Source organism: Telluria sp. GW821-FHT07G12, from assembly GCF_059418525.1.
Window position 1 is genome coordinate 9,654 of the sequence record NZ_JBWKQA010000001.1, and the last position, 25,398, is coordinate 35,051.

A 25,398-nucleotide genomic window follows, 5' to 3' on the forward strand; every position below is an offset into this window, starting at 1 on the left:
CGTGGCGTCCCCACGGGGATTCGAACCCCGGTACTCACCGTGAAAGGGTGATGTCCTAGGCCTCTAGACGATGGGGACCCGGAACTTCCTTTTACTGCCTACTTCAGAGTTGGTGGAGGTAAGCGGGATCGAACCGCTGACCTCTTGCATGCCATGCAAGCGCTCTCCCAGCTGAGCTATACCCCCGCAGCGCTGAAGTGCGAGCATTATAGCGGAGGCACTTGCATTTCGCAAATAGCCAACAAGGGTGATTACAGACCCTTTTGCAGGCGCGTCAGCACGGTGTCGCGGCCGAACAATTCCAGCACCGCGTCGATGGCCGGCGTCTGCAATTGACCGGTCACCAGCAGGCGCAGCGGCATGGCCAGCTGCGGCATCTTCAGGCCGTTCGCCGCCAGCACTTCCTTCATCGCCGCGGACAGCGCCGGCTTGCTCCACTCCACCGTCTGCAGCTTCTCCGCGAACTGCGCCAGTGCCGGGCGCACGGCATCGGTCAGGTGCTGGGCCAGCAGTGCAGCGTCAGGATTCGGCGTACGGAAGAACAGCATCGCCGCATCGGCCAGTTCGTTGATGGTATTGGTGCGTTCCTTCATCAGGCCCAGCACCGCGGCCAGCGGCGGTGCGCCGTCGAACTGGGCGCCCTCGCGCTCCATGATCGGGCGCGCCAGGCCGGCCAGGCGCTCGTTGTCCGACTGCTTGATATAGTGGTTGTTCAGCCAGGCCAGCTTTTCCGGGTTGAACTGGGCCGCCGACGCGGTCAGGTGCTCGAGGTTGAACCACTCGGTGAACTGCTGCATCGAGAAGATCTCGTCGTCGCCATGGCTCCAGCCCAGGCGCGCCAGGTAATTCAGCATCGCCTCCGGCAGGAAGCCCTGCTCCGGATACTGCATCACGCTGACGGCGCCGTGGCGCTTCGACAGTTTCTGGCCGTCCGGACCGAGGATCATCGGCAGGTGGCCGTACTGCGGCAGCTCTGCGCCCAGCGCGCGCAGGATGTTGATCTGGCGCGGCGTGTTGTTCACGTGGTCGTCGCCGCGCAGCACGTGGGTGATCTTCATGTCCCAGTCATCGACTGCAACGCAGAAGTTGTAGGTCGGGGTGCCGTCCGGGCGCGCGATGACCAGGTCGTCGAGTTCCTTGTTGCCGATCGTGATGGGGCCCTTGACCACGTCGTGCCAGGTGACTTCGCCGTCCAACGGGTTCTTGAAACGGACCACCGGCTTGACGCCTTCAGGAACCGCGGGCAGGATCTTGCCCGGCTCCGGGCGCCAGGTGCCGTCGTAGCGCGGCTTTTCGCCGGCCGCGCGCATGCGCTCGCGCATTGCCTCGACTTCTTCCGGGCTGCAGTAGCACAGATAGGCGGTGCCGGCTTCCAGCATGCCCTTCACGACCTCGCGGTAGCGGTCCATGCGCTGCATCTGGTAGAACGGGCCTTCGTCGTGTTCAAGGCCCAGCCACTTCATGCCGTCCAGGATCGCCTGCACCGCCTCCGGGGTCGAGCGCTCCAGGTCGGTGTCTTCGATACGCAGGATGAAGGTGCCGCCGAAGTGGCGGGCATAGGCCCACGAATACAGCGCGGTGCGGGCGCCGCCGAGGTGGAGATAGCCGGTCGGGCTGGGAGCAAAACGGGTACGAACGGTCATGGTGTGAAAAGTGGATGTGCTAAAGGGGCTATTTTACAGCCTTGCCACCGGCCTGGCGTAAGGCCCGCCCGCGCTACGCATCCTGCATTTAATTACTTTACAGAAATTAGAAGATTGGCTACCCTTTCGCCTTTGGTCAGCATTTTCATCACTTTCTCCGATCCTGCCTGACGTCAGCCCCCCAATGTCGAACGACCCGAGCATCGCGCCCCTGCGCGGAGAATTCTCCGACGCCGCCACGGAAGCCGGCTTCCTGCACCAGCAGTCGGCCACGATTCTGCGCTATCTGCGCCGCGCATTGCTGCTGAGCTCCCTGTTCTACCTGGTGTTCGGCGCCGCCGACATTGCGGCACTGGGACTCGAAGGCGCCGTCGTGCCGCTGCTGTCGCGTCTGACGATTCCTTTCATTGCCATGGCTTGCCTGTATTACGCGCGGCGCCCGGCGGCGAGCGTGCGTGCGTCCGCCCATGCCTCGAGCGTCTTCACCGTGTGCTGGGCGATCAGTTATTTCGTCGTGATTTCCTATCGCCCCGGCGACATTCTGTTGCACGGCATGTCATGGGCGGTGATGGCCATGGTCATCCATGTGCTGATCCCGAACCGCCTGCTGCACGCAGCCGCGATCTCGGTCGGCGCGAGCCTGGTGTTCATCGCCATGGCCTGGTTCCAGCATGCGGTTGCAACGCGTTTTCTTACCTCGCTGACGATGCTGCTGATATGCGCGAACGTATTCGGCGTGACCGTCGCCCAGCGTTATGCGCGCATGTGGCGCGAACAGTACTGGGCGCAGCAGGTGCTGACCAACCTGTCGATCCGCGACCCGCTGACCGGCTCCTATAATCGCCGCCACCTGAACGCCGGCCTGCTGGACGGCGAGATCGCGCGCGCGCGCCGCTACCGCCTCAGCCTGTCGCTGATCATGTGCGACCTCGACGGCTTCAAGAAGATCAACGACACCCACGGCCACCACGCCGGCGACGAACTGCTGCGCAGTTTCGCGGCCCTGGTGCAGGCGATGACGCGGGAGTCCATCGACACGGTGGTGCGCTACGGCGGCGAGGAATTCCTGATCATCCTGCCGGAGACGCGCCTGGAAGGCGCCCTCGAACTGGCCGAGCGCGTGCGCGCCGCCTTCGCCGACCAGCGCGTCGAGCTGGAAGGCGGGCTGTCGCTGGGCACCACCGCCAGCTTCGGCGTGGTCGGCGCCGAGTTCGGCGGCAGCCATGCGGTCACGCCGCAGGGCATGATCGCGCTGGCCGACCAGCTGATGTACGAGGCCAAGCATGCCGGGCGTAACCAGGTGCGGGCGAAGCAGCTGGGGCAACTGGTCGAGAAAGTCGGGCGGGTCGCTTGATTGCGTGGGCACGGGGTGCCCACCCTACGTGTACGCGTTTGTAGGGCGGGCACCCCGTGCCCGCGTACCCTTACGCCGACCGATGAATCTTGATTGGTTGCGCAGCCCGCGCCCGCAACTGCCCGCAGCCGCCATCGACGTCCTGCCCAGCCGAATCGCGCAGCTTGGTGAGGATGCCGCGCTCGAACAGCCAGGCCGCGATGGCATGCGCCTTGTCCCAGCCGGGCCGCTTGAAGGGCAGGCCTTCGTTGGCGTTATAGGGAATCATGTTCAGCACGGCGTACTTGCCGCGCAAGAGTTCGACGATGGCTTCCAGCTCGTCCTGGCCGTCGTTCACGCCTTCCAGTAAAGTCCACTGGTACTGGATCGGGTAGCCGGTCAGGCGCGCGTAACGCTCGCCCTCCTCCACCAGCGCCACCGGCGTGATGCGTGGCGCGCGCGGCAGCAGGCGCTCGCGCAATTCGGGCTTGGCCGTGTGCAGCGACAGCGCCAGCGCCGGCTTCACCTGCCCCTGCGGCAGGCGCTCGAACACGCGCGGGTCGCCGACGGTCGAGAACACCAGGTTCTTGTGCGCGATATTCCCTTCCACGCCCAGCAGCTCGATGGCTTCCATCACATTGTCCAGGTTGTGCGCCGGCTCGCCCATGCCCATGAACACCACCTTTTTCACGGGCCGCTGGCGGCGCGCCAGCACTACCTGGGCGACGATCTCGCCGCTCGTCACCTGCCGGATCAGGCCGCTTTGGCCCGTCATGCAGAACTGGCAGCCGACCGCGCAACCGACCTGGCTGGACACGCAGACGCCGTCGCGCGGCAGCAGCACGGATTCCACCGTCTGGCCATCCTGCAGGCCGACCAGCAGGCGCGCCGAGCCGTCTTCGGCTGGATGGGTGCTGAGGATGCGGGCCAGGCCGTCGAGTTCGGCGTCGATCTGCGGGAGGGCTTCGCGCACCGGTTTCGGCAGGAAGTCCGTGGGGCGGCGGCGGCCGTGTTCGTGGCCGGCGTTGCGGACCCAGTCGCGCAGAATCCGGTCTTCGTGGAGCGGGAGGGCGCCGAGGGCGCGGAGGTGGGTGCGGAGGGATTCGATGCGCATAAACTGCCGTCATTCCCGCGGAAGCGGGAATCCATGCTGAGGCGGCATATCACGCGACGTATGGATTCCCGCTTTCGCGGGAATGACAAGTGGTTTGCTTAGTCGTTCTTGACCACGATAGTCGGGAACTTGGCGCTCATATCCTTCGCCTTCTCCGCCACCTTCACCGCCACCTTGCGCGCGATCGCTTTATAGATGTTGGCAACCGCACCGTCCGGCTCCGCCACCACCGTCGGCGTACCCGAATCGGCCTGTTCGCGGATCGACAGCTGCAGCGGCAGCCTGCCCAGGAAATCGACGCCGAAGTCGGCGCACATCTTCTCGCCGCCGCCTTCGCCGAAGATGGCTTCATGGTGGCCGCAGTTCGAGCAGATGTGCATGCTCATGTTCTCGACCACACCCAGGATCGGAATCCCGACTTTCTCGAACATTTTCAGACCTTTACGCGCGTCCAGCAGCGCGATGTCCTGCGGCGTGGTGACGATCACGGCGCCCGTCACCGGCACTTTCTGCGACAGCGTCAGCTGGATGTCGCCGGTGCCTGGCGGCATGTCGACGATCAGGTAGTCGAGCTCGCGCCAGTTGGTCTGCTCCAGCAGCTGCTGCAGGGCCTGGGTCACCATCGGACCGCGCCAGACCATGGGCTCGTCGGGATCGATGAGGAAGCCGATCGAGGACACCTGCACGCCGTGGTTCTCCAGCGGCTCCATGGTCTTGCCGTCCGTGCTTTGCGGACGGCCATTGATGCCCAGCATGGTCGGCTGCGAAGGGCCGTAGATGTCCGCATCCAGCACGCCGACGCTGGCGCCCTCGGCGGCCAGGGCCAGCGCCAGGTTGACGGCGGTGGTCGACTTGCCGACGCCGCCCTTGCCCGAGGCGACGGCGATGATGTTCTTCACGTTCGGCATGACCTTCAGGCCGCGCTGCACGGTGTGCGAGATGATCTTGCTGCTGACGTTGACGCTGACGTTCTGCACGCCCGGCAGCTGGCGCAGCGCCTCGATGACGGCGTTGCGGACCAGGCCGACCTGGCTCTTGCCCGGGTAGCCGAGTTCGATGTCGAGCGAAACATTGCCGCCGTCGAGCTGGATGTTCTTGACGGAGCGCGTGCTGACGTAATCTTTATTGGTATTCGGGTCGACGACCGCCGCCAGCGCGGCCTTGACGTCTTCTACAGTGATGCTCATGGAATTCTCCGGATGTGATGCGCAAGAGTTTAGCGTAAATCGAGGCAACGACACTTGTACAAGTGGCAAATGGCTTGATTACCCCCTGCGCGTTCAGGGTCATCCGCTGGTAAAATGCCTTTTTTCATATATCGATCTCCCTTTTCCGACCATGACACGCAAGCTGTTCGTCACCACCGCCCTGCCCTACGCCAACGCCGCCTTCCACATCGGCCACATGATGGAATACATCCAGGCCGACATCTGGGTCCGCTTCCAGCGAATGCAGAAAGACGGCGGCGAGCAGCGCGTGGTGCACTTCGTCGGCGCCGACGACACCCACGGCACCCCGATCATGATCGCCGCCGAGAAGGAAGGCGTGACGCCGCAGGAATTCGTGGCCCGCATCGCTGCCGGCCGCGCCCAGTACCTGGACGGCTTCCACATCGCGTTCGACAACTGGTATTCGACCGATTCGCCGGAAAACGTCGAGCTGTCGCAGGGCATCTACCGCAAGCTGCGTGATGCCGGCCTCATCTATACCAAGACCGTCGACCGCTTCTACGACCCGACCAAGGGCATGTTCCTGGCCGACCGCAACATCAAGGGCGAGTGCCCGGTCTGCCACGCCAAGGACCAGTACGGCGACAACTGCGAAGTCTGCGGCGCCGCCTACCAGCCGACCGAACTGATCAACCCGTACTCGGTGTTCACCGGCTCGACCCCGGTGCTGAAGCCGTCCGAGCAGTACTTCTTCAAGCTGTCCGATCCGCGCTGCTTCCAGTTCCTGAAGGAATGGCTGAACACCCCGGGCCGCCTGCAGCCGGAAATGGTGAATAAAGTCTCCGAGTGGCTGGGCGAGAACGGCGAAAAGCTGGCCGACTGGGATATTTCCCGCGACGCGCCCTACTTCGGCATCCCGATTCCGGATGCGCCGGGCAAGTTCTTCTACGTCTGGCTGGACGCGCCGGTCGGCTACCTGGCCTCGCTGAAGAATTACTTCGAAAAGAAAGGCCTCGACTACGAAGCCTTCCTGAACGATCCGGCCGCCGAGCAGGTTCACTTCATCGGCAAGGACATCGTCTCCTTCCACCTGCTGTTCTGGCCGGCGATGCTGAATTTCTCGAACCACCCGATCATCGACAAGCTGAAGGTCAATGTCCACGGCCACCTGACCGTGAACAACGAAAAGATGTCGAAGTCGCGCGGCACCGGCATCTCGCCGCTGCGCTACCTGGAACTGAAAATGAACCCGGAGTGGCTGCGCTACTACCTGGCGTTCAAGCTGAACAGCAAGGTCGAGGACCTGGACTTCACCGGTGAAGACTTCGTCGCCCGCGTCAACAGCGACCTGATCGGCAAGTACGTGAACATCGCCAGCCGCTGCGCCGGCTTCATCGCCAAGAAGTTCGACGGCAAGCTGGCATCAATGCTGTCCGACGGCGCAAAACAATGGATCGCCCGCGCCCTGAACGGCGAAGACGGCGAGCGCCAGGCGACCATCGCCGCCAGCTACGAAGCCCGCGAATTCGGCCGCGCCCTGCGTGAAATCATGGCCATCGCCGACGTCGCCAACCAGTACGTCGACGAGAACAAGCCCTGGATCCTGGCCAAGGACGAATCGAAAGTCGCCGAGCTGCACGAGGTCTGCACCACGGCCCTGATCCTGTTCCGCCAGCTGACCGTCATGATGTCGCCGGTGCTGCCGCACGTGGCCGAGCGCGTGAAGGAATTCCTGGGCGACGCGGCCTTCTCCTGGGACGACACCCGCGGCGAGAACGTCTACAACACCATGCTGGGCCGCACCATCGGCGCCTACAGCCACCTGATGCAGCGCGTGGACGCGAAGATGGTCGAGGACCTGTTCGACAAGCCGGCGGCTCCCGCAGTCGCCGCCCCGGCAGCAGCGCCGGCCGCCGCAGCACCAAGCGCAGCCGAAAGCAATCTGCCTGCCGCCGAAGCCGGCGATATCGAAGAACTGGCCCCGGAAATCTCGATCGACGACTTCACCAAGATCGACCTGCGCGTGGCAAAGATCGTCAACTGCGAACACGTGGAAGGCTCGAGCAAGCTGCTGCGCCTGACCCTGGACCTGGGCGAAGGCCGCTACCGCAATGTGTTCTCGGGCATCAAGTCGGCCTACCAGCCTGAGCAGTTGATCGGCAAGCTGACCGTGATGGTCGCCAACCTGGCGCCGCGCAAGATGAAGTTCGGCATCTCGGAAGGCATGGTGCTGTGCGCCTCCGCCAAGGATGAGAAGACGAATCCGGGGCTGTACCTGCTGGAGCCGGTGTCTGGTGCGCAGCCGGGGATGCGTATTCGATAATCCGGCAGCGCATGGTGGGCACAGGGTGCCCACCCTACGCGCCTATTGACCGTCTATTAATTTGGGCGCGCGCATGGCTATAATGCGCGCTGTTTCTTACTTTTGAGTGGTAGCAAAATAAAATGACCGAATACAAAGCCCTGCGACACATCCCGCAAGCGAACCTGTTCCGTCAAGGCGACGTCTTCGTGCTGTTCGGCGAACTGTTCGGCCGTGGCTACGCGAACGGCCTGATCGACGAAGCGCGCAAGGCCGGCATGACCATCGTGGGCATCACCGTGGGCCGCCGCAACGACGACGGCACCCTGCGCGCCCTGACCGCGGAAGAGCATGCGGAAGCGGAAGCCAAGCTGGGCGGCCGCATCATCAATGTGCCGCTGATGGCCGGTTTCGACATGGATGCCCCGGCGGGCGAGCAGAACCCGACCGAGATGCTGTCCGGCGTTACCCTCAAGAGCTGGCAGGAAGACAAGCTGGACTGGGACAAGATCGAGCTGTGCCGCCAGGCCGGCGTGGCCCGCTTCACGGAATCGGCCCGCCAGTCGATGGCCGAGATCGACAAGCTGATCCCGGACGGCGCCAACGTGTTCTTCGCGCACACCATGGCCGGCGGCATCCCGCGCATCAAGGCCTTCCTGGCCATTGCCAACCGCATCTATAAAGGCCGCGGCGATCGCTTCATGTCCTCGCGCGCCCTGCTCGACAGCGACCTGGGCAAGCTGATCCTGATGAACTTCGACGAAGTCTCGGCGAATACCCTGAAGTACCTGATCGATGCCTCGGCCTCGATCCGCGCGCGCGTCGAATCGAAAGGCGGCCAGGTCCGCTACACCGCCTACGGCTACCACGGCACCGAAGTGCTGATCGGTGGCGAGTACAAGTGGCAGACCTACACCAACTACACCCAGGGCTACGCCAAGATGCGCCTGGAGTCGATCGCTGAAGCCGCCTGGAACCAGGGCGTGGCCGCAACCGTGTTCAACTGCCCGGAAATCCGCACCAATTCGTCGGACATCTTCGTCGGGGTGGAACTGTCGCTGTTCCCGCTGCTGACCGCACTGAAGAAAGAAGGCGGCGGCGCCTGGGCCCAGCAGCAGTGGGATGCCTGCCAGGCCCTGCTGAACGAGGGCGAGTCGGTTCAGAACATTCTGGACAAGCTGGAAAGCTATCTGCAAACCGACACCAGCGCCGGCTTCCGCAATTTCGAAGCCTGGCCGATGGACAATTCGCCGGAGCTGGCCGACCTGATGATCGGCACCTCGGACGAGATCACCTCGCTGCACCAGGACAAGAAGGCACTGATCACCGATCACCTGTCTTCGCTGGTTCTGGAAGGCACCGGTCCGCTGATGTTCCACGGCGCGGCCGAGAAGATTGCGCCGGTGCTGTGGCTCAACCACGACATCATCGCCCGCCAGCTGAACGAGCTGCACAAGTAATCCAGCCAGGCGCGGTAAAATCGCACGTTTGTACGCCACTTTTTGTAGAGTTTAAAGAGCACCATGGGCCTGTTCACGAAACACTCGAATTACGAATCCGATCACACCAAGTTCATCAAGGAACTGAAAGAGAAAACCCCGGGCATGGATGAACGCCAGGTTGAAGGCCGTTCCCTGCTGTGGGACAAGGCGCCGCTGTCGCTGGACGAGCAGCGCCGCATCGCCGAGTCGCGCCTGCGCCAGCAGGCTTATCCGTACCAGACCAAGGTCTGAGGCCGGCTGACGGCAGAGGCTGACGACGATGGTGCCCGAGCAGGCGTCCCCCGAGGGGGGCGCCGATCCCACGCCGGACGACGGCGCCATCGTCGACGCCGACCTGCAGGCGTCAAGCGAAGCACATGAGGCGGCCGAGGCCGCCATCGCCCGCCTCTACGGCGAGCCGCTGCTGCGCATGCCGAACGACCTGTACATCCCGCCCGACGCGCTCGAAGTCTTCCTCGACGCCTTCGAAGGTCCGCTCGACCTGCTGCTGTACCTGATCCGCAAGCAGAACTTCAACATCCTCGACATCCCGATGGCGCAGGTGACCCTGCAATACTTGGAATACGTCGAGCAGATCCGCAAGACCAACCTGGAGCTGGCGGCCGAGTATCTGCTGATGGCGGCCATGCTCATCGAGATCAAGTCGCGCATGCTGCTGCCCAAGCGCCAGGACGACCTGGTCGAGGACGCCGGCGACCCGCGCGCGGAACTGGTGCGGCGCCTGCTGGAGTACGAGCAGATCAAGATGGCGGCCCAGCAGGTGGGCTCCCTGCCCCAGCTCGACCGCGACTTCCAGCGCCCGTCGCTGCCAGTCGAACAGGGCCTGGCGCCGGTCTGGCCGCAGGTCGACCCGCACGACCTGCAGCGCGCCTGGATGGATGTGCTGCGCCGCGCCAAGCTGACCCAGCATCACCGGATCGGCCGCGAGGAGCTGTCGGTGCGCGAGCACATGTCGGCGATCCTGCGTACACTGCAATCGAACCGCTTCATTGAATTCTCGGAACTGTTCCACGGCCAGGCCAGCGTGCCGGTCGTGGTCGTGCACTTCGTGGCCATGCTCGAGCTGGCCAAGGAAACCCTGATCGAAATTACCCAGGCCGAACCATTCGCGCCCATCTACGTCCGGCTGGCCTATTCGCCGGCCTGAGCATTACAAAGACACCATGAAAATCATCTCCACCATCGACGAACTGCGCGACCAGCTGCGCGGACAACTGCGCACCGCCTTCGTTCCAACGATGGGCAACCTGCACGAAGGCCACCTCTCGCTGATGCGCCTGGCGCGCCGCCACGGCGACCCGGTGGTCGCCTCGATCTTCGTCAACCGCCTGCAGTTCGGCCCGAGCGAGGACTTCGACAAATACCCGCGCACCTTCCAGGCCGACGTCGAGAAGCTGGAGAAGGAAGGCGTGTACGTGCTGTTCGCGCCGACCGAGAAGGACCTGTACCCGGAGCCGCAGGAATACCGCGTGCTGCCGCCTGACGACCTGGGCAACATCCTAGAAGGCGAGTTCCGCCCTGCCATGTTCCCCGGCGTGTGCACGGTGGTGACCAAGCTGTTCTCCTGCGTGCAGCCGCGCGTGGCCGTGTTCGGCAAGAAGGATTACCAGCAGCTGATGATCATCCGTAACATGGCGCGCCAGCTGGCGATGCCGACCGAAATCATCGGCGCCGAGACCTTCCGCGCCGAGGACGGCCTGGCCCTATCCTCGCGTAACGGCTACCTGTCGACGGAAGAACGCGCCGAGGCACCCTTCCTCTACCAGACCCTCAACTACGTGGCCGAGCAGACCCGCGCTGGCCACGCTGATTTGCTGGCGCTGGAACAGGAAGCGATGGACCGCCTGGCGGCGCGCGGCTGGAAGCCGGATTATGTGTCGATCCGCAAGCGCATGAACCTGCAGGCGCCGGCTAGTGACGAATACCTTGCTGGTGAGCAACTGGTAGTCTTGGCCGCAGCCAAACTGGGCAATACCCGCCTGATCGATAATCTAGAGATTTAAACCACACTACTTTCTTTTTTGAAATTGCCCTGTAGATAATGGCAACTTTGTTTGCTAGAATCTACGGGCATCACTTTTTACCCAAACCACGTAAAAAGCTTCAAGGAGTAGTCCAGTGACCGACATGGCCACCAACCAGATGCGCAAGGGTCTGCCCAAACTGAGCGACGCCCTGGAGCGCATCAAGCCGAATATGGCTTCGCACCAAATGGTCGACGCCTTCCAGATCTTCGACACGTTGTCGACCCTGGCGCAAACCGGCGAAGCCGTCACCGTCTACCCGATGGGCCAGGACTTCGTCATGGCGCGCATCGACGCCGTCGATCCCGACCGCCGCTCCTTCATCCTGGAGCTGGCCGAGGACAGCATCCTGGCCGAGGGCAAGGCGGTGTTCGTGGCGTCGCTTGGCGGGAACGCCAAGGTCCAGTTCGAGCTGGACGCCAACTGGAGTATCGTCACCGGCCGCGCCCAGGCGGTCGAGCTGCCGCTGCCGGAAGTCTGTCAGGTCCTGAACCGCCGCGCCGAGGCGCGCCTTGAAACGCCGCTGGGCGGCAGCTACGGCGCCCGCTTCACCTATCTGGGCAAGGTCTTCGAACTGCCGCTGTACGACTTCTCGCTCGGCGGCGTCGGTCTGCGCGCGACGCCGGACCAGGCCTATGAACTGTTCGTGGGCAAGAAGCTGGAAAGCGTGGAGCTGGAGCTGGGGCCGTCGCTGTCGATCACTGCAGATCTGGAAGTGCGCCTGCTACGGCCATTCCGTACCTTCCTGCTGGGCCAGCAGGTGCAGGTCGGATGCAGGATTTCGAACATCAACATGCAGATGAAGCAGCGGCTGGAGCGGGCCGTTAGCAAGGTGCAGATGAAGCGGTGAGTTTTTGCCAGATGGTAAAAATTATAAATGGCCCTGTGTAGGCCATTTTCACATCGATACCCAAGCGGTAAACCTGATAAGCAAATGGGGAACCATGACGCGAATTCTAATTTTCCTCGCCATGCTGCTGCCGATTTCGTCGACTTTGGCGACAGATATCGTTCCCCACGACGTACAGCATTTCGTCGATAAACGCGAAGGCTGCGACCATATGCGCGGAGAGATCCCGGATCACGCCGAGAAACAGCGCATGAAAGAGGTCAACCGCGAGATACGCAAGCTGTGCACAGGTACCGACAAAGAACTGAAAAAGCTGAAGCGAAAGTACGCCGCCGACGCGGCGGTCATGCAGGTGCTGAACGAATACGAGCCGGATATCGAGGCGCTTCACGTTCAAGCGCTGAAGAATAGACGCAGCTCCCAGAGGTAGCCAGCCAGCCCCAAAATAAAAGGCCAGTCAATTCAGCTGACTGGCCTTTCTGTTCGCTGCTACCTCAAGCGACTAGGTCGCCATATTCTGCGCCCAGGCCAGCGCGCTCAAATGCGCCTTGTTCACATCGGTAGGGCTGATGTCGAGCGAAGCCGCCATCGACGCCACCAGCTGCGAATTCAGCTCGCAAGCCTCGGCCAGCGCCAGGTAAGGCCCATACACGCCGCCGCGCGTCAGCAGTGCACGCACCACCTCGTCCGGCAGCTGAATCGTCTCCAGCACCTCCTTCATCGGCAGGCCCAGCAGACGGTCCAGCAGCGAGAACATGCCGGCCACGAACAGGTATTCCCCTTCCGCGCGCGGCAGGAATTTCTGGCCCAGCAATTCGCACAGGCGGGCGCGCACGACCGCGGTTTCCATCAGCACCGGCGAATAGCCGCTCGAGCTGGCGGTGGCCAGCAGCAGCACCAGCCAGCGGTACAGCGGCGCATAGCCCAGCATGGCGATCGCCTGGCGCAGCGACTCGATCTGGCGGCCGGCGCCGAAGCCGGCGGAATTGATAAAGCGGAGCAGCTTGTAGATCAGCGCCGGGTCGCGCTTGAGCACGGCCTCGATCTTGGGCACGTCCTCGTTGTTCTGCACCATCTGCATCAGCTGCAGGATGATGGCCTGGGCCGGGTTCATGCCCTTGGTATTGCCGCCGTCGCGCGGGGTCAGGTGCAGCTTGCCGACGAAAGCGTCCAGGCCCAGCGCGGCGCAGGCGTCGAAGTCGGCCCAGGTGGCCACCGGCCTGCCCACCATGCGCAGAGTGGAGGCCTTGGCAGCCGCGTAGGTGCGGGCCTGGGTCGCGACGTCGGCCCCGGTGAAGCGCACTTCGGCGTAGGAGGCAACGGGGGACAGGTTCTTGCCCAGCAGGTCCAGGTTGGCGCCGCGCAGCGAGATGCCGACGCCGCCGGCGCGCAGGGCCTGCACGGCGGCGCGGGTGTCGTTGTTGGCGAGTTCGCGGGTGCTCATCGACAGCACGGTGCGCTCCGGGGGCAGAGCGTGCAGGGCATCGGTGGAGAGCATGGCCGGCACGGCATCGAGGAACAGCAGCTTGTCGCGCAGCAGCCAGTTCTGGTCTTCGTCGACCAGGTGCTCGGCGACGAAGCCGACCAGCGACTCGAGCTCGGCGGGACCGACTTCCCTGCCGTTCTGCTGCTGCCAGCAGAGTTCATAACCAATCACACGCTGCTTGGGATCGAGCAGTGGTTCACGGACGATGAAGTTGGTCTGATGCATTTGATAACAATCGCCGGTAAGACTGGGGGCGATGCGCCGTCCGCTGGCGCATCGGAGAAACTCAGAAGCCGAGGCTGTCCAGCAGGTCGTCGACCTGGCCCTGGTCGGCCACTACTTCGGTATTGCCTTCGGGGTTGATCTGCGGGCCGTTCAGCAGGCTGTTGTCGAACTCGCGCTTGACCTCGGCCGGCGCGAAATCGACCAGCATCTGCACCAGCTGCTTTTCCAGGTTCTGGGCGATGCCGGTGATGCGCTTGATCACCTGGCCGGTCAGGTCCTGGAAGTCCTGGGCCATCATGATGTCCATCAGGTGGCCCTTGGTGGCGCCGACCGCGGCGCGCGAATCGTTCAGCGAGGCGATGGTACGCTCGGCCAGTGCACGCCACTCGGCGCTGCCCTCGCCGCTGTCCAGCAGCGACTGCCAGGACTTGCTCAGCTCCACGGCCGAGGCATCGATCCCATCCTGCAGCGGCGACGCGGCGTCGGTCGCGTCCAGCACGCGCTTGGCGGCATCTTCCGACAGGCGCGCCACGTAGTCGAGGCGGTCGCGCGCATCCGGGATGTCGCTGGCGGCCTTTTCGATCAGCTTGTCCAGGCCCAGTCCGCGCAGGCTCTCGTGGAGCGAGCGGGTCATGTGCCCGATCCGGCTCAGGACCTCGTCATTCGAGCCCGAGTCGGCCGTGTGATCAGTCATTTCACTTCCCCATCTTTTCGAAAATCTTGTTCAGCTTTTCGTCGAGGGTGGCGGCGGTGAACGGCTTCACCACATAGCCATTGGCGCCCGCTTGCGCGGCCGCGATGATGTTTTCCTTCTTCGCTTCGGCGGTCACCATCAGCACCGGCAGGCCGGCCAGGGCGGGATCGGCACGGATGTTCTGCAGCATGGTCAGGCCGTCCATGTTCGGCATGTTCCAGTCCGACACCACGAAGTCGAACTGCTCGCTGCGCAGCTTGGCCAGCGCCATCACGCCGTCTTCGGCTTCGTCAACGTTGGCGTAACCCAGTTCCTTCAACAGATTCCGCACGATGCGACGCATCGTCGAGAAATCGTCAACAACTAAAAAACGCATCTTTGGATCAGCCATGAAATACTCCGTGTTACTTTATATGTATGTGTTGGTTGGACTTCGACACTGCAAAAGCAGGCCTAAGCATAGCATTTTTGTTGCTCTGCGGCGATAAAACCGAGGCTAAAGCCGCTTTGGCGGATCAAACGCGCAACGCGCGCCCACCGTGTGTTGCAAGATGACCAAGGACCATGCCCGGCAAGTCCGTCAGCGCGCCCACTTCATGCGTAGCGCCTACGGCAATCGCTTCGCGCGGCATGCCGAACACGACGCAGGACGCCTCGTCCTGGGCGAAATTGTAAGCCCCCGCCCCTTTCATCTCCAGCATACCCTGTGCGCCGTCTTTTCCCATGCCCGTCAGGATCACCCCGACCGCATTCTTGCCGGCCGCCTGGGCCGCGGAACGGAACAGCACGTCCACCGACGGGCGGTGGCGATTGACCGGGTCGGTCTGCTCGATCCGGGTCATGTAGTTGGCGCCCGAACGGGTCAGCAGCAGGTGCGAATGGCCCGGCGCGATATAGGCATGGCCCGGCAGCACGCGTTCGTTGCCCTGGGCCTCGCTCACGCTGATCTTGCACAGCGAATCGAGGCGCCTGGCGAAGGACGTCGTGAAGCCTTCCGGCATGTGCTGGGCGATCAGGATGCCCGGGCAGTCGGACGGCATCTGCATCAGGAATTCGCGGATCGCCTCGGTGCCGCCGGTGGAGGCGCCGATGATGATCAGTTTTTCCGACGAGGTCAGCGGGCTGCGCAGCTGCGGCAGCTGGGCGCTGGGGGCCGGCGCATGCAGGGTGCGCGGTTTCAGGCGGGCGCGCGAGGCGCCGCGGATCTTGTCGGCGATGAGTTCGGTGTACTCGCGCATCCCGGTCTGGATCGAGATCTTCGGCTTGGTCACGAAGTCGACCGCGCCCAGTTCCAGCGCGCGCATGGTGATCTCGGAGCCGCGCTCGGTCAGCGAGGACACCATCAGCACCGGCATCGGGCGCAGGCGCATCAGCTTTTCCAGGAAGTCGAGACCGTCCATCTTCGGCATCTCGACATCGAGCGTGAGCACGTCGGGGTTGGTGCGCTTGATCAGGTCGCGCGCGACCAGCGGGTCCGGCGCGACGCCGACCACTTCCATGTCCGGCTGCGAGTTGACGATCTCGGTCATCACGCTGCGGATCAGGGCGGAGTCGTCGACGATCACCACTTTGATCTTGTTGTTCGTAGTTGCCAGCATGGCGGGCCCTTTCGTCAGAACAGGTCGATGTCGCCGCCGACCGGCGCGACCTTGAGGCGGCTGGCGTAGTCGAGCTCGCGCTTCGCCAGCGTGTCGTTATGGGTTTGCATCAGCTTCTTGACCAGCACCTTGCCGGTGCGCGGGAAGAAGTACACCTTGCGCGGATAGATGTCGTTCAGGTCTTCGGCCAGCACCGGGATGCGCTCGGTCTTCAGGAACTGCATCACGAAGGCGGCGTTGCGCTCGCCCACGTTCATGGCCGAAAAGCCGCGCAGCACGGCGCCGCCGCCGAACACCTTGGCTTCCAGGTGCTCGCGGCGCGCGCCGGCCTTCAGCAGATCGTTGATCAGCACTTCCATCGCATAGGTCCCGTAGCGCATCGAGGCCGACACCGGGTTGGCGGGGTCGCCGCCGTCCGGCAGCATGAAGTGGTTCATGCCGCCCAGGCCCTTGACGCGGTCGCGGATGCAGGCCGAGACGCAGGAGCCCAGCACCGTCACGATCAGCATGTCCTTGGGCGTGTAGTAGTACTCGCCCGGCAGGATCTTGGCGGCGTCGCAGTCGAAGGTGCGGTCGTAGTAGACGTTGGTGGCGAATTGGCTGTTCGTATCCATGGTGCTGCTTCTCTTAACTGAACTCAGGCGAGTTCGTACACCGTCTTGCCGCGCAGGCGCAGCGAGTCGGACACATACAGGAAATTCTCGGAGTGCCCGGCGAACAGCAGGGCGTCCTGCTTCATCAGGGGCACGAAGCGCTTCAGGATCTTGCGCTGGGTGTCCTTGTCGAAGTAGATCATCACGTTGCGGCAGAAGATCACGTCGAACGGGCCTTTCAGGTCCCAGCCGTCGGCCAGCAGGTTGAGCTGGCGGAAGGTGACCAGGTTGCGCAACTCGGGGCGCACCCGCACCAGGCCCTCCTGGGCGCCCTTCCCCTTCAGGAAGAAGCGGCGCTTGCGCTCGGTCTCGAGCTTGTCCAGGCGTTCGATCGGATAGACGCCGGCGCCGGCGGTGGCCAGCACGTTGGTGTCGATGTCGGTCGCGATGATGGACACCGGCGGCGTGAGCGTATCGAACGCCTCGCACAGGGTCATCGCGATCGAGTAAGGTTCCTCGCCGGTCGAGCTGGCGGAACACCAGATCGTCAGCGGCGCGCCCGGATGCTGGCGGCGCGCCTTGAGCGCATGCTCGGCCAGCAGCGGGAAGTGGTGGGCCTCGCGGAAGAACGAGGTCAGGTTGGTGGTCAGCGCATTCGTGAAGGATTCCCACTCCTGCGGCATCTTGCCGGCTTCGAGGCTGTCCAGATAGCGCACGAAGGACTCGATGCCGGTCGCGCGCAGGCGGCGCGCAAGACGGCTGTAGACCATTTCCTGCTTGCTGTCGGCCAGCGAAATGCCGGCGCGCTGGTAGATCAGCCCGCGCACGCGCTCGAAGTCGACGCGCGTGAACTCGAATTCCTTGCCGGTTTCCTGCTTGGTATGAAGCGGCACGTTATTACCCTTGGGTGTGTAAAGATGAAGCTTTCCCTGCGCCGCGGTGCCGGTCTTATGCTGCCAGCTTGTCCATCAGGCCCATCTCGCTGGACGACATCAGGCGGTCGATGTCGATCAGGATCAGCATGCGCTCGTCGACAGTGCCCAGGCCCACCAGGTACTCGGAATTGAAGGCGGAGCCCATTTCAGGGGCCGGCTTGACCTGGTCCGGCGTCAGGGTGGTGACGTCCGACACGCTGTCCACGACCATGCCCATGATGCGGCCGCCGATGTTCAGGATGATCACGACGGTGAACTGGTCGTAGGTCGGGGTGCCGAGCTTGAACTTGATGCGCATGTCGACCACCGGAATGATGATGCCACGCAGGTTGATCACGCCTTTGATGAATTCGGGGGCGTTGGCGATGCGGGTCACGGCTTCGTAGCCGCGGATCTCCTGCACCTTCAGGATGTCGATGCCGTATTCCTCGGAGCCGAGGGTGAAGGCGAGGTATTCGCTGCCACTGCCGTCGCGGGCGTCGGCCGGTTTGATCGTCTGTTGATTGGACATGTCGGTTCCTAGTGTCAGAAAGTTTCGGTTTTATGAGACGACGGTATCGTCCGTCAGCTGACGCGAGGAGCGCAGCAGCGCCGCCACGTCGAGGATCAGCGCCACGCCGCCATCGCCGAGGATGGTGGCGCCGGAGATCCCGGCCACCTTGCGGTAGTTCGATTCGAGGTTCTTCACCACGACCTGCTGCTGGCCCACCAGTTCGTCGACGAACAGCGCGGCCTTGCGCCCTTCCGCCTCCAGGATCACGAGGATGCCTTCGGACGGATCGGTGATGCGCGGCTCGATGTTGAACATCTGGTACAGCGGAATCAGGGGCAGGTACTCGCCGCGCACCTTGACCACGCGGCCCTGGCCGGCGATTTCCTTGACGTCGGCGCTCGCCGGCTGCAGCGACTCGACCACGAAGCCGAGCGGCAGGATGTAGATCTCTTCGCCGCTGCGGATCGACATGCCGTCCAGGATCGCCAGCGTCAGCGGCAGCGAAATCAGGATCGTAGTGCCGAAGCCCTTGGCCGAGCGGATGTCGATGGTGCCGCCCATCTGCGTGATGTTACGCTTGACGACGTCCATGCCGACCCCGCGCCCGGAGACGTCGGTGACGATTTCCGCGGTCGAGAAGCCCGGCGCGAAGATCAGCTGCCAGACCTCGGCGTCGCTCATGTTCTCGGATACCGGCAGGCCGTTCTGCTGGGCCTTGGCCAGGATGCGCTCGCGATTCAGGCCGCCGCCGTCGTCGGCCACCTCGATCACGATATTGCCGCCCTGGTGGGCCGCGGACAGGAACAGGCGGCCCGATTCCGACTTGCCGGCGGCAACGCGGGCGGCCGGCATCTCGATGCCGTGGTCGATCGAGTTGCGCACCAGGTGGGTCAGCGGATCGACGATGCGCTCGATCAGGCCCTTGTCCAGTTCCGTCGCCGCGCCGTTGGTGATGAAGTCGACCTTCTTGCCGAGTTTACTGGCCAGGTCGCGCACCATGCGCGGGAAGCGCGAGAACACGAAGTCCATCGGCATCATGCGGATCGACATCACCGCTTCCTGCAGGTCGCGGGTATTGCGGGTCAGCTGCGACACCGACGCGAGCAGGCGCTGGTGGATCATCGGATCCAGGCCGTCGCTGCGCTGCTCGATCATGGCCTGGGTGATCACCAGTTCGCCGACCAGGTTGATCAGCTGGTCGACCTTCTCGATCGAGACGCGGATCGAGCTCGATTCGCCCTGGCCGGGGGTGGCGTCGGCCTTCTTGGCGGCCTTCTTCTCGGCCGCGACTTCGGATACTTCGAGCGCTTCCGGGCGCGCCTGCACCACCACGGGTTGCGGCGCTTCGGCGACGATGCCCGCTTCGAGGCGGATCTGCTCGATCGGCTGGAAGAAGCCGTAGCCGCGCTCGTCGTCCGACTGCTCCGGCTGGGCGCCCTCGAGCGGCTCGTTGGGGTCGAAGAAGCCGTAGCCCTGATCGTCCTCGATGCGGGCGCGCTCGGCGGCTTCGATGGCGCGCTGCTCGGGCGTGAGCGGCGGCGCTTCGAAGATCTTCAGGTCCTCGGGATTCAGCACGAAGGAGCAGATCGCGATGATGTCGTCCAGGCCCTCGTGGGTCATGATGATCAGGGCGCTGCGGCCGCCGGCCAGCGGGGTGACCGAGACGCGGCCCAGCAGGCCGAGTTCGTCCACCAATGCGTCGACGTCGCGCTGCGGGATGTCCGGCAGCTCGATCTTGTAGCGGTGCGCGCCCTCCTGCACTTCCTGCTTCTGCTCGGCGTGCAGGAAGGACGGCACGGTCGGCTGGTGCGCGGCCACGATGACGCCTTCGGACAGGTCGTGCAGCATCATGCGCACGTTGGCCACGGCTTCCTGGTCGACGCTGGCGCCGTTGCGGTGGCCGTCGAGCTGCATCTTGAGGATGTCCTTGGCCGCCAGGAAGGCGTCCACGTGCTGGCCGGTGAGCGCCATCTCGCCCTTGCGGATGCGGTCCAGCAGCGACTCCAGCACGTGGGTCACTTCGCTCATGTCGTTCAGGCCGAAGGTCGAGGCTCCGCCCTTGATGGAATGAGCGGTGCGGAAGATCGCGTTCAGGTCTTCCGCGTCCGGCGCGGCGATATCGACGGCCAGCAGCAGACGCTCCTTCTCGGCGAGGAGTTCTTCCGCCTCGTCGAAAAAGACCTGGTAGAACTGGCTGATGTCGATGGTCATGATTGTCGCTTATCGCTTGTCGCTGATCGGCTTAGCCGATGACTTTCTTGACCACCTCGATCAGGCGCTGCGGATCGAAAGGCTTGACCAGCCAGCCATTGGCGCCGGCGGCGCGGCCCTTCGATTTCATCTCGTCCGACGATTCGGTGGTGAGCATCAGGATCGGCACCTTGGCATAGGTCGGCAGGCTGCGCAGCGACTTGATCAGCGTGAGGCCATCCATCTTCGGCATGTTCTGATCGGTCAGGACCAGGTCGACGGCCTGCTGCTTGGCCTTGTCCAGGCCATCCTGGCCATCGACCGCCTCGATCACCTGGTAGCCGGCGGCCTTCAGGCTGAACGCCACCATCTGGCGCAGGGAACTGGAATCGTCAACCGCAAGAATCGTTTTAGCCATGTTATGTATACTCCGTGGGAGGGAAGGGGTCAGAGCCCGGTTCTTCTTCTAAAGGGGCTCTGACCCCGAATTTGATCGTTATAGTTCGTTTAGCCAGTCAGGGTCAGAACAGCTCGACGTCGCCGCTTTCCAAATGCCGCTGCTCCACCGACTTGCGCAGCATGCTGCGCAGCTCCAGCGACTGGATCGCCAGTGCCATGCTGACCTTGCCGAGGCGCTCGACGATTTCCTCGCTGTGGCTGTCCGGCGCGATGTCGGCGCCGTGCTCGCTGAGCGTGGTCAGGAACTCGCGCAGGCCGCTCACCCGGCGCAGCGTGCGGTCGAGCAGCTGGCTGGTCATGTCCTGGAACTGCATGCTGGTGATGGCCACGTTCACGTGCTGGCCAATCTCGCCCGACATGCCGGCCAGGTTTTCGCTTTCTTCCGCCGACGGCGCCTCGCCCGCCAGCAGGCGGTTGATGCTCTGCTGGCGCGCGTCCACCGCCTGGTGGATCGCCATGAAACTGGAGGTCAGCTTTTCGACCGCTTCCTCGAGCAGCAGCGTGGTCTGCACCAGGTCGGTCTCGACCTCGTTCAGGTGGCGCCGGCCGTGGTCGGAAACGCCCGACAGCAGGCGCTTCACGTGTGACCCTAAAATCTTTTTTCTTGTCATTGAGTCCTCCAGAACTTTCGCGCCTACTTCGCCGCCGCCTGCTCCGGCGCGGCCAGGCCGCCACCGGTCGCAGCTGCCACTGCTTTCACCGCACCGTCGGCGTCGTCCGGGACGTCGAGCGAATTGCTGCCGCTGCTCCCGCCACGCAGCACCGCTTCCTCGGTGCGCTTGTTCATCACCAGGATGCTGATACGGCGGTTGACCGGATTGAAAGGGTCCTTGGGATCGAGGTGGTTGGAGCCAGCCAGGCCCACCACGCGCAGGATCTTCTCGTCGGCCAGGCCGCCCCGGACGAGCTCACGGCGCGAGGCATTGGCGCGGTCGGCCGACAGTTCCCAGTTCGAGTAACCGCTCGCCGTCATGTAAGGCGTCGAATCGGTATGGCCCGACAGGCTCAATCTGTTCGGCACATCGTTCAACACCAGCGCCAGCACGTCGAGGATGTCGCGGGTATACGGCTGCAGCTCGGCCTTGGCGCTTTCGAACATCGGGCGGTTCTTCTCGTCGACGATCTGGATGCGCAGGCCTTCGCTGGTGACGTCGAGCAGCAGCTGGTTCTTGTACTTCTTCAGCTGCGGATTGGCCTCGATGGTCGATTCGATCTTCTGCTTCAGTTTCGCCAGGCGCTCGGCTTCCTCATGCTCCAGGGCTGCACGCGCGGCCTTCAAATCGTAGGTCTTCTTGTCGGCCGGGGTGTCGCCCTTCTTGACCTGGCCGTTACGGCGCGTCAGGTCCTGGCCGCCGCCCTGCAGGATCGAGGAGCTGTCGCCGGCACCCGAGCCGCCCTGCATGGCCACCTTGAGCGGCGTCTTGAAGTAGTTGGCGATGCCTTCCATGTCGCCCTTGGTGGTCGAGCCGAGCAGCCACATGAGCAGGAAGAAGGCCATCATCGCCGTCACGAAGTCGGCGTACGCGATCTTCCAGGCGCCGCCATGGTGTCCATGGCCGCCCTTCTTGATCTTCTTGACGATAATCGGCCGCTGGCCTTCATCAGCCATTACTTGCTCTTCGCTTTCTTGATGTGGTCTTCGAGTTCGGCGAAGGTCGGACGCTCGGTCGAGTACAGGACCTTGCGGCCGAATTCGACCGCCAGCGCCGGCGCATAGCCGTTCAGGCTGGCGAGCAGCGTGACTTTCACGGTCTGGAACATCTTGGTCGATTCCTCCAGTTTCTGCTCCAGCAGGCTGGCCAGCGGGCCGACGAAGCCGTAGGCCAGCAGGATGCCGAGGAAGGTACCGACCAGCGCGTGCGCGATCAGCATGCCCAGCTCGGCCGGCGGTGCGCCGACCGATTCCATGGTGTGCACCACGCCCATCACCGCGGCCACGATGCCGAACGCCGGCAGGCCGTCGCCCAGCTTGGCGATACACTGCGCCGGGACGTGGCCCTCATGATGGTGGGTCTCGATCTCGTTGTCCATCAGGTTTTCGATCTGGAAGGCATCCATGTTGCCGGAAACCATCAGACGCAGGTAATCGGTGATGAATTCGACAATGTGGTGATCCGCCAGCACCATCGGGTACTTCGAGAACACCGGGCTCTGCTCCGGGCTTTCGATATCGCCCTCGATCGACATCAGGCCTTCCTTGCGGACCTTGGACAGGACGTCGAACATCAGCGACATCAGCTCCATGTACATCTCGCGCGTGTACTTCGAACCCTTGAACAGGCTGGGCAGCGCGCCGATGGTCGCCTTGACCGCTTTCGGTGTATTACCAACGAAGAATGCACCGACAGCCGCGCCGCCGATCATCAACACTTCCAGCGGCTGCATGAGCGCAGCCACATGGCCGCCGCTCAGCACGAAACCGCCGATCACGGATGCTACGACGACGATGTAACCAATAATGACAAACACGGGACTCCCGATTCATGAAGCCGGGGACGTGCCCGGTTGAAATATTTACGTAGGGAACTAGATTAGCTTGAGAATGGACTACGGGCAAGTAAAAGTGCCCGGAATGTGGCTCAAAAGTGCCAAATGTGAAGAATTTTTCTGCTATCGGTAGTTACAACGCGCTGGTCGGGTTCGCGCTCCGCGATGGCAAATTCGTAACTGAGAAGTACACTTCCGGGACGCATTTCGCGCTCGGCCTTGCGCCACAGCCCGCCCATGGCGGCCGGCGAGAGGTAAGCGAACACCACGTCGTATTTATCGAAATTGAGTTTTTCATAATCGCCGCGCAGGAAGCGCGCGCGGCTTCCCGCCAGCTTGGCGCGCAGGCTGCTGGCCAGCCACGGCAGGGGCGCGAGCTCGATGCCGCTGACCTCGCAGTCCGGGCGGCGCCGCGCCAGCTCGAGCACCAGGCCGCCCAGGCCGCTGCCGATGTCGACGATGCGCAGCGGGCGGTCCTGCGGCAGCTGGCGCGCGACCTCCTCCCATACGCGGCGGCCGGACGGGTAGTACGGCACCTGGGTGCGGAAGGTCGACCAATACAGAAGCAGCAGGAACAGGAAGATGGCGAGGAAGGCGGCCGGCGGCATGGACAGCGCATCGGCGGCCTCCCTTGCCAGGAACAGCACCGGCGGGAACAGGAACTGGATCGCGCGCCACCAGCTGGCCAGGCCGGCGCGCCAGGCCAGCAATGCGGCCCAGGCGCCCTGGACCAGGGTTACGCTGAACAGGCTTTGCGGCACGCCGGCGCGCGCCAGCAGCCAGACTGCGGCCAGGGTCAGCGGGAAGGCGAGGATTTGCAGCAGCAGCGCGCGGACGGCAGGCGCGCGCCGGATGCGGCGCGGGGCAGAGGCGCTCACGCCCTGCCCCGCAGGAAGATGGAAAGTTGACGCACGAACGGCAGATCAGTTGCCGGCGAGTGCGGCGGCGTCCTTGGCCTTGCGGGTCTTGCCGGCACGCGAAGGCATGTGGCACAGGCCGCATTGGTAATCGTTGTTCAGGTCGAGCGCGTTGACGACGTACTTGCCCTTGCATTTCGAGCAAGGCGCCAGCACCAGCATGCCGCCCTGGAAGAAGCGCACCAGGGTCCAGGCGCGGGTCAGCGACAGCAGCGGCTCTTCGCCCGGTTCCGGCGGCATCTGCTCCAGGTAGAGCTTGTAGGCCTTCATCACGGCCTGGATGCCGGTAGCGCCGGCGTGCTCGACCAGGAACTTGTAGATATTGATATACAGCGAGGAGTGGATATTCGGCTGCCAGGTCAGGAACCAGTCGGTCGAGAACGGCAGCATGCCCTTCGGCGGCGACACGCCCTTCAGTTCCTTGTACAGCTTGAGCAGGCGCTCGCGGGACAGCGAGACTTCGGTTTCCAGCAGCTGCAGACGGGCGCCAAGCTGGATCAGTTCGATTGCCAGCTGGATTTCCTGGGCTTCAGAGACGACGCTTTTCTTGCTCATGATTCACTCCAACCTGGTTGAGACCGCTAATTTTGCAGTTCGGGGTCAGAGCCCCAAAAAACAAGTTCGGGCTCTGACCCCTGCGCTAACTTTAAGCGATTTCTTCGGCAGGCTGGCCGGCCATCAGGATGGCGGCGTGCGACTGCGCCAGGGCGCGGTCTTTGCTGTGGCTGGTGAGCATGCCCAGGATCGCGGTGTCGTCGAAGCGGAAGCGGGCCAGCATCATGTTGCCGCCGGCGAGCTTCAGGATCTGGGCATTGCTCATGCCTTCGATCAGGTCGGCGATATCGGCCGAGATGCCGAGACGGAAAATCGCGGTGACTTTGTCGGCGCGAATCATCTGCTGAGCCAGCATCAGGTAGCTCAGGTTCGCATCACGAATTTCAGCCATCATGTCGTTCGCAGTCATTTCCATCTCTCCGTTGTGATCTGTTCGGCGGCGTTTGTGTGTTGCCGATGAGATAGATTCTGACTGTGAGGAAACTTTTCTTCTATTGGAGAGTGTCTGTATTTTTCGTCCGGCAAAGACGAAGGAAACCCGTAGGAGTTTGTCTGACAAACCCTCCCGGATTGGGGTCGCGCCCCTATGAAAACAGGCGGATGAAGATGTTCGAACTGTGGGGCTTTTGGGGCCCGGCGACGCCGACAAGAATCTGCGTCTGTGTTGGTTAACGTCAACCGATTTGGGAACTTTAGGGTCGAATCGAAATATTTTTCGATTTTTTTTGCTGCCCTGTCATGCCCTTCTGACTCGTTATCGGATGGCTTTTCGCAAACTTTAGGGTCTTTCGCAAAAATTTTTCGACCCAATCCCGGTCATCTGGGTAGG

Annotated in this window: 26 protein-coding genes and 2 tRNA genes; 8 read left to right on the forward strand and 20 right to left on the reverse strand. The window is 63.3% G+C overall.

Going from position 1 to position 25,398, the window contains the following annotated elements; translation table 11 throughout:
* Positions 1–2 precede the first annotated feature (2 nt).
* The 3 genes from AC07PE_RS00080 to gltX all read right to left on the reverse strand — a co-directional run bounded on the left by AC07PE_RS00080 (position 3) and on the right by gltX (position 1,643).
* Positions 3–78, reverse strand: a tRNA-Glu gene (locus tag AC07PE_RS00080).
* 32 nt (positions 79–110) lie between these two features.
* Positions 111–186 (reverse strand) — tRNA-Ala (locus AC07PE_RS00085).
* A gap of 65 nt (positions 187–251) precedes the next feature.
* Positions 252–1,643: a glutamate--tRNA ligase gene (gltX, locus tag AC07PE_RS00090; protein WP_498760619.1), complete on the reverse strand. Its 1,392-nt coding sequence runs from the start codon at positions 1,641–1,643 to the stop codon at positions 252–254.
* 184 nt (positions 1,644–1,827) lie between these two features.
* On the opposite strand from gltX, the gene AC07PE_RS00095 reads away from it, so the two are divergent.
* Positions 1,828–2,997, forward strand: coding sequence for a GGDEF domain-containing protein (locus AC07PE_RS00095; RefSeq protein ID WP_498760620.1), 1,170 nt, complete (start codon positions 1,828–1,830; stop codon positions 2,995–2,997).
* 70 nt (positions 2,998–3,067) lie between these two features.
* Here AC07PE_RS00095 and AC07PE_RS00100 read toward each other — a convergent pair whose 3' ends face one another.
* Positions 3,068–4,090, reverse strand: a complete 1,023-nt coding sequence (locus AC07PE_RS00100) for an RNA methyltransferase (RefSeq protein WP_498760621.1) — start codon at positions 4,088–4,090, stop codon at positions 3,068–3,070.
* A 98-nt stretch (positions 4,091–4,188) separates the two neighbouring features.
* Positions 4,189–5,277, reverse strand: a complete 1,089-nt coding sequence (apbC, locus tag AC07PE_RS00105; protein ID WP_498760622.1) for an iron-sulfur cluster carrier protein ApbC — start codon at positions 5,275–5,277, stop codon at positions 4,189–4,191.
* 151 nt (positions 5,278–5,428) lie between these two features.
* Here apbC and metG point away from each other — a divergent pair, with 151 nt between their 5' ends.
* The 7 genes from metG to AC07PE_RS00140 all read left to right on the forward strand — a co-directional run bounded on the left by metG (position 5,429) and on the right by AC07PE_RS00140 (position 12,367).
* A complete protein-coding gene (gene metG / locus AC07PE_RS00110; RefSeq protein WP_498760623.1) occupies positions 5,429–7,582 on the forward strand; it encodes a methionine--tRNA ligase in 2,154 nt (717 codons plus the stop codon).
* A gap of 122 nt (positions 7,583–7,704) precedes the next feature.
* Positions 7,705–9,021 carry an enoyl ACP reductase FabMG family protein gene (locus AC07PE_RS00115; protein WP_498760624.1) on the forward strand — a complete coding sequence of 439 codons (1,317 nt, stop codon included), beginning with the start codon at positions 7,705–7,707 and terminating at the stop codon, positions 9,019–9,021.
* Between the two features lie 63 nt (positions 9,022–9,084).
* On the forward strand, positions 9,085–9,294 hold the full coding sequence (locus AC07PE_RS00120) for a DUF3460 family protein (RefSeq protein WP_498760625.1): 210 nt from the start codon (positions 9,085–9,087) through the stop codon (positions 9,292–9,294).
* Positions 9,295–9,322: 28 nt separating this feature from the next.
* Positions 9,323–10,210, forward strand: a complete 888-nt coding sequence (locus AC07PE_RS00125) for a segregation and condensation protein A (RefSeq protein ID WP_498760626.1) — start codon at positions 9,323–9,325, stop codon at positions 10,208–10,210.
* A 16-nt stretch (positions 10,211–10,226) separates the two neighbouring features.
* Positions 10,227–11,066: a pantoate--beta-alanine ligase gene (gene panC, locus AC07PE_RS00130; RefSeq protein ID WP_498760627.1), complete on the forward strand. Its 840-nt coding sequence runs from the start codon at positions 10,227–10,229 to the stop codon at positions 11,064–11,066.
* A gap of 124 nt (positions 11,067–11,190) precedes the next feature.
* On the forward strand, positions 11,191–11,937 hold the full coding sequence (locus AC07PE_RS00135; protein ID WP_498762926.1) for a flagellar brake protein: 747 nt from the start codon (positions 11,191–11,193) through the stop codon (positions 11,935–11,937).
* Between the two features lie 94 nt (positions 11,938–12,031).
* Positions 12,032–12,367 (forward strand): hypothetical protein, encoded by a 336-nt coding sequence (locus tag AC07PE_RS00140; RefSeq protein WP_498760628.1) that lies wholly within the window; start codon positions 12,032–12,034, stop codon positions 12,365–12,367.
* A 72-nt stretch (positions 12,368–12,439) separates the two neighbouring features.
* Here AC07PE_RS00140 and AC07PE_RS00145 read toward each other — a convergent pair whose 3' ends face one another.
* The 15 genes from AC07PE_RS00145 to flhD all read right to left on the reverse strand — a co-directional run bounded on the left by AC07PE_RS00145 (position 12,440) and on the right by flhD (position 24,978).
* Positions 12,440–13,648 carry an EAL and HDOD domain-containing protein gene (locus AC07PE_RS00145; RefSeq protein ID WP_498760629.1) on the reverse strand — a complete coding sequence of 403 codons (1,209 nt, stop codon included), beginning with the start codon at positions 13,646–13,648 and terminating at the stop codon, positions 12,440–12,442.
* 61 nt (positions 13,649–13,709) lie between these two features.
* Positions 13,710–14,342, reverse strand: a complete 633-nt coding sequence (cheZ, locus tag AC07PE_RS00150; protein ID WP_498760630.1) for a protein phosphatase CheZ — start codon at positions 14,340–14,342, stop codon at positions 13,710–13,712.
* Position 14,343: 1 nt separating this feature from the next.
* On the reverse strand, positions 14,344–14,733 hold the full coding sequence (gene cheY / locus AC07PE_RS00155; RefSeq protein WP_230021946.1) for a chemotaxis response regulator CheY: 390 nt from the start codon (positions 14,731–14,733) through the stop codon (positions 14,344–14,346).
* 124 nt (positions 14,734–14,857) lie between these two features.
* On the reverse strand, positions 14,858–15,940 hold the full coding sequence (locus tag AC07PE_RS00160) for a protein-glutamate methylesterase/protein-glutamine glutaminase (RefSeq protein ID WP_498760631.1): 1,083 nt from the start codon (positions 15,938–15,940) through the stop codon (positions 14,858–14,860).
* A 14-nt stretch (positions 15,941–15,954) separates the two neighbouring features.
* A complete protein-coding gene (gene cheD, locus AC07PE_RS00165) occupies positions 15,955–16,554 on the reverse strand; it encodes a chemoreceptor glutamine deamidase CheD (RefSeq protein WP_498760632.1) in 600 nt (199 codons plus the stop codon).
* Between the two features lie 23 nt (positions 16,555–16,577).
* The gene (locus tag AC07PE_RS00170; protein WP_498760633.1) at positions 16,578–17,426 is read right to left on the reverse strand and encodes a CheR family methyltransferase; all 849 of its coding nucleotides are present in this window, start codon (positions 17,424–17,426) and stop codon (positions 16,578–16,580) included.
* A 55-nt stretch (positions 17,427–17,481) separates the two neighbouring features.
* Positions 17,482–17,979: a chemotaxis protein CheW gene (locus AC07PE_RS00175; RefSeq protein ID WP_498760634.1), complete on the reverse strand. Its 498-nt coding sequence runs from the start codon at positions 17,977–17,979 to the stop codon at positions 17,482–17,484.
* Positions 17,980–18,009: 30 nt separating this feature from the next.
* The gene (gene cheA / locus AC07PE_RS00180) at positions 18,010–20,172 is read right to left on the reverse strand and encodes a chemotaxis protein CheA (protein ID WP_498760635.1); all 2,163 of its coding nucleotides are present in this window, start codon (positions 20,170–20,172) and stop codon (positions 18,010–18,012) included.
* A gap of 31 nt (positions 20,173–20,203) precedes the next feature.
* Positions 20,204–20,569 carry a response regulator gene (locus AC07PE_RS00185; protein WP_498760636.1) on the reverse strand — a complete coding sequence of 122 codons (366 nt, stop codon included), beginning with the start codon at positions 20,567–20,569 and terminating at the stop codon, positions 20,204–20,206.
* Between the two features lie 103 nt (positions 20,570–20,672).
* Positions 20,673–21,221, reverse strand: coding sequence for a chemotaxis protein (locus AC07PE_RS00190; RefSeq protein WP_498760637.1), 549 nt, complete (start codon positions 21,219–21,221; stop codon positions 20,673–20,675).
* Positions 21,222–21,244: 23 nt separating this feature from the next.
* Positions 21,245–22,219 carry a flagellar motor protein MotB gene (gene motB, locus AC07PE_RS00195; RefSeq protein WP_498760638.1) on the reverse strand — a complete coding sequence of 325 codons (975 nt, stop codon included), beginning with the start codon at positions 22,217–22,219 and terminating at the stop codon, positions 21,245–21,247.
* The gene (gene motA, locus AC07PE_RS00200) at positions 22,219–23,079 is read right to left on the reverse strand and encodes a flagellar motor stator protein MotA (RefSeq protein WP_498760639.1); all 861 of its coding nucleotides are present in this window, start codon (positions 23,077–23,079) and stop codon (positions 22,219–22,221) included. Before motA ends, motB begins: the two co-directional genes overlap by 1 nt.
* 110 nt (positions 23,080–23,189) lie before the next feature.
* Positions 23,190–23,975 (reverse strand): class I SAM-dependent methyltransferase, encoded by a 786-nt coding sequence (locus tag AC07PE_RS00205; RefSeq protein WP_498760640.1) that lies wholly within the window; start codon positions 23,973–23,975, stop codon positions 23,190–23,192.
* Positions 23,976–24,020: 45 nt separating this feature from the next.
* Positions 24,021–24,569: a flagellar transcriptional regulator FlhC gene (gene flhC, locus AC07PE_RS00210; RefSeq protein ID WP_498760641.1), complete on the reverse strand. Its 549-nt coding sequence runs from the start codon at positions 24,567–24,569 to the stop codon at positions 24,021–24,023.
* Between the two features lie 91 nt (positions 24,570–24,660).
* Complete coding sequence (gene flhD / locus AC07PE_RS00215; RefSeq protein ID WP_498760642.1) at positions 24,661–24,978, reverse strand: flagellar transcriptional regulator FlhD; 318 nt, start codon at positions 24,976–24,978, stop codon at positions 24,661–24,663.
* Positions 24,979–25,398: the final 420 nt, after the last annotated feature.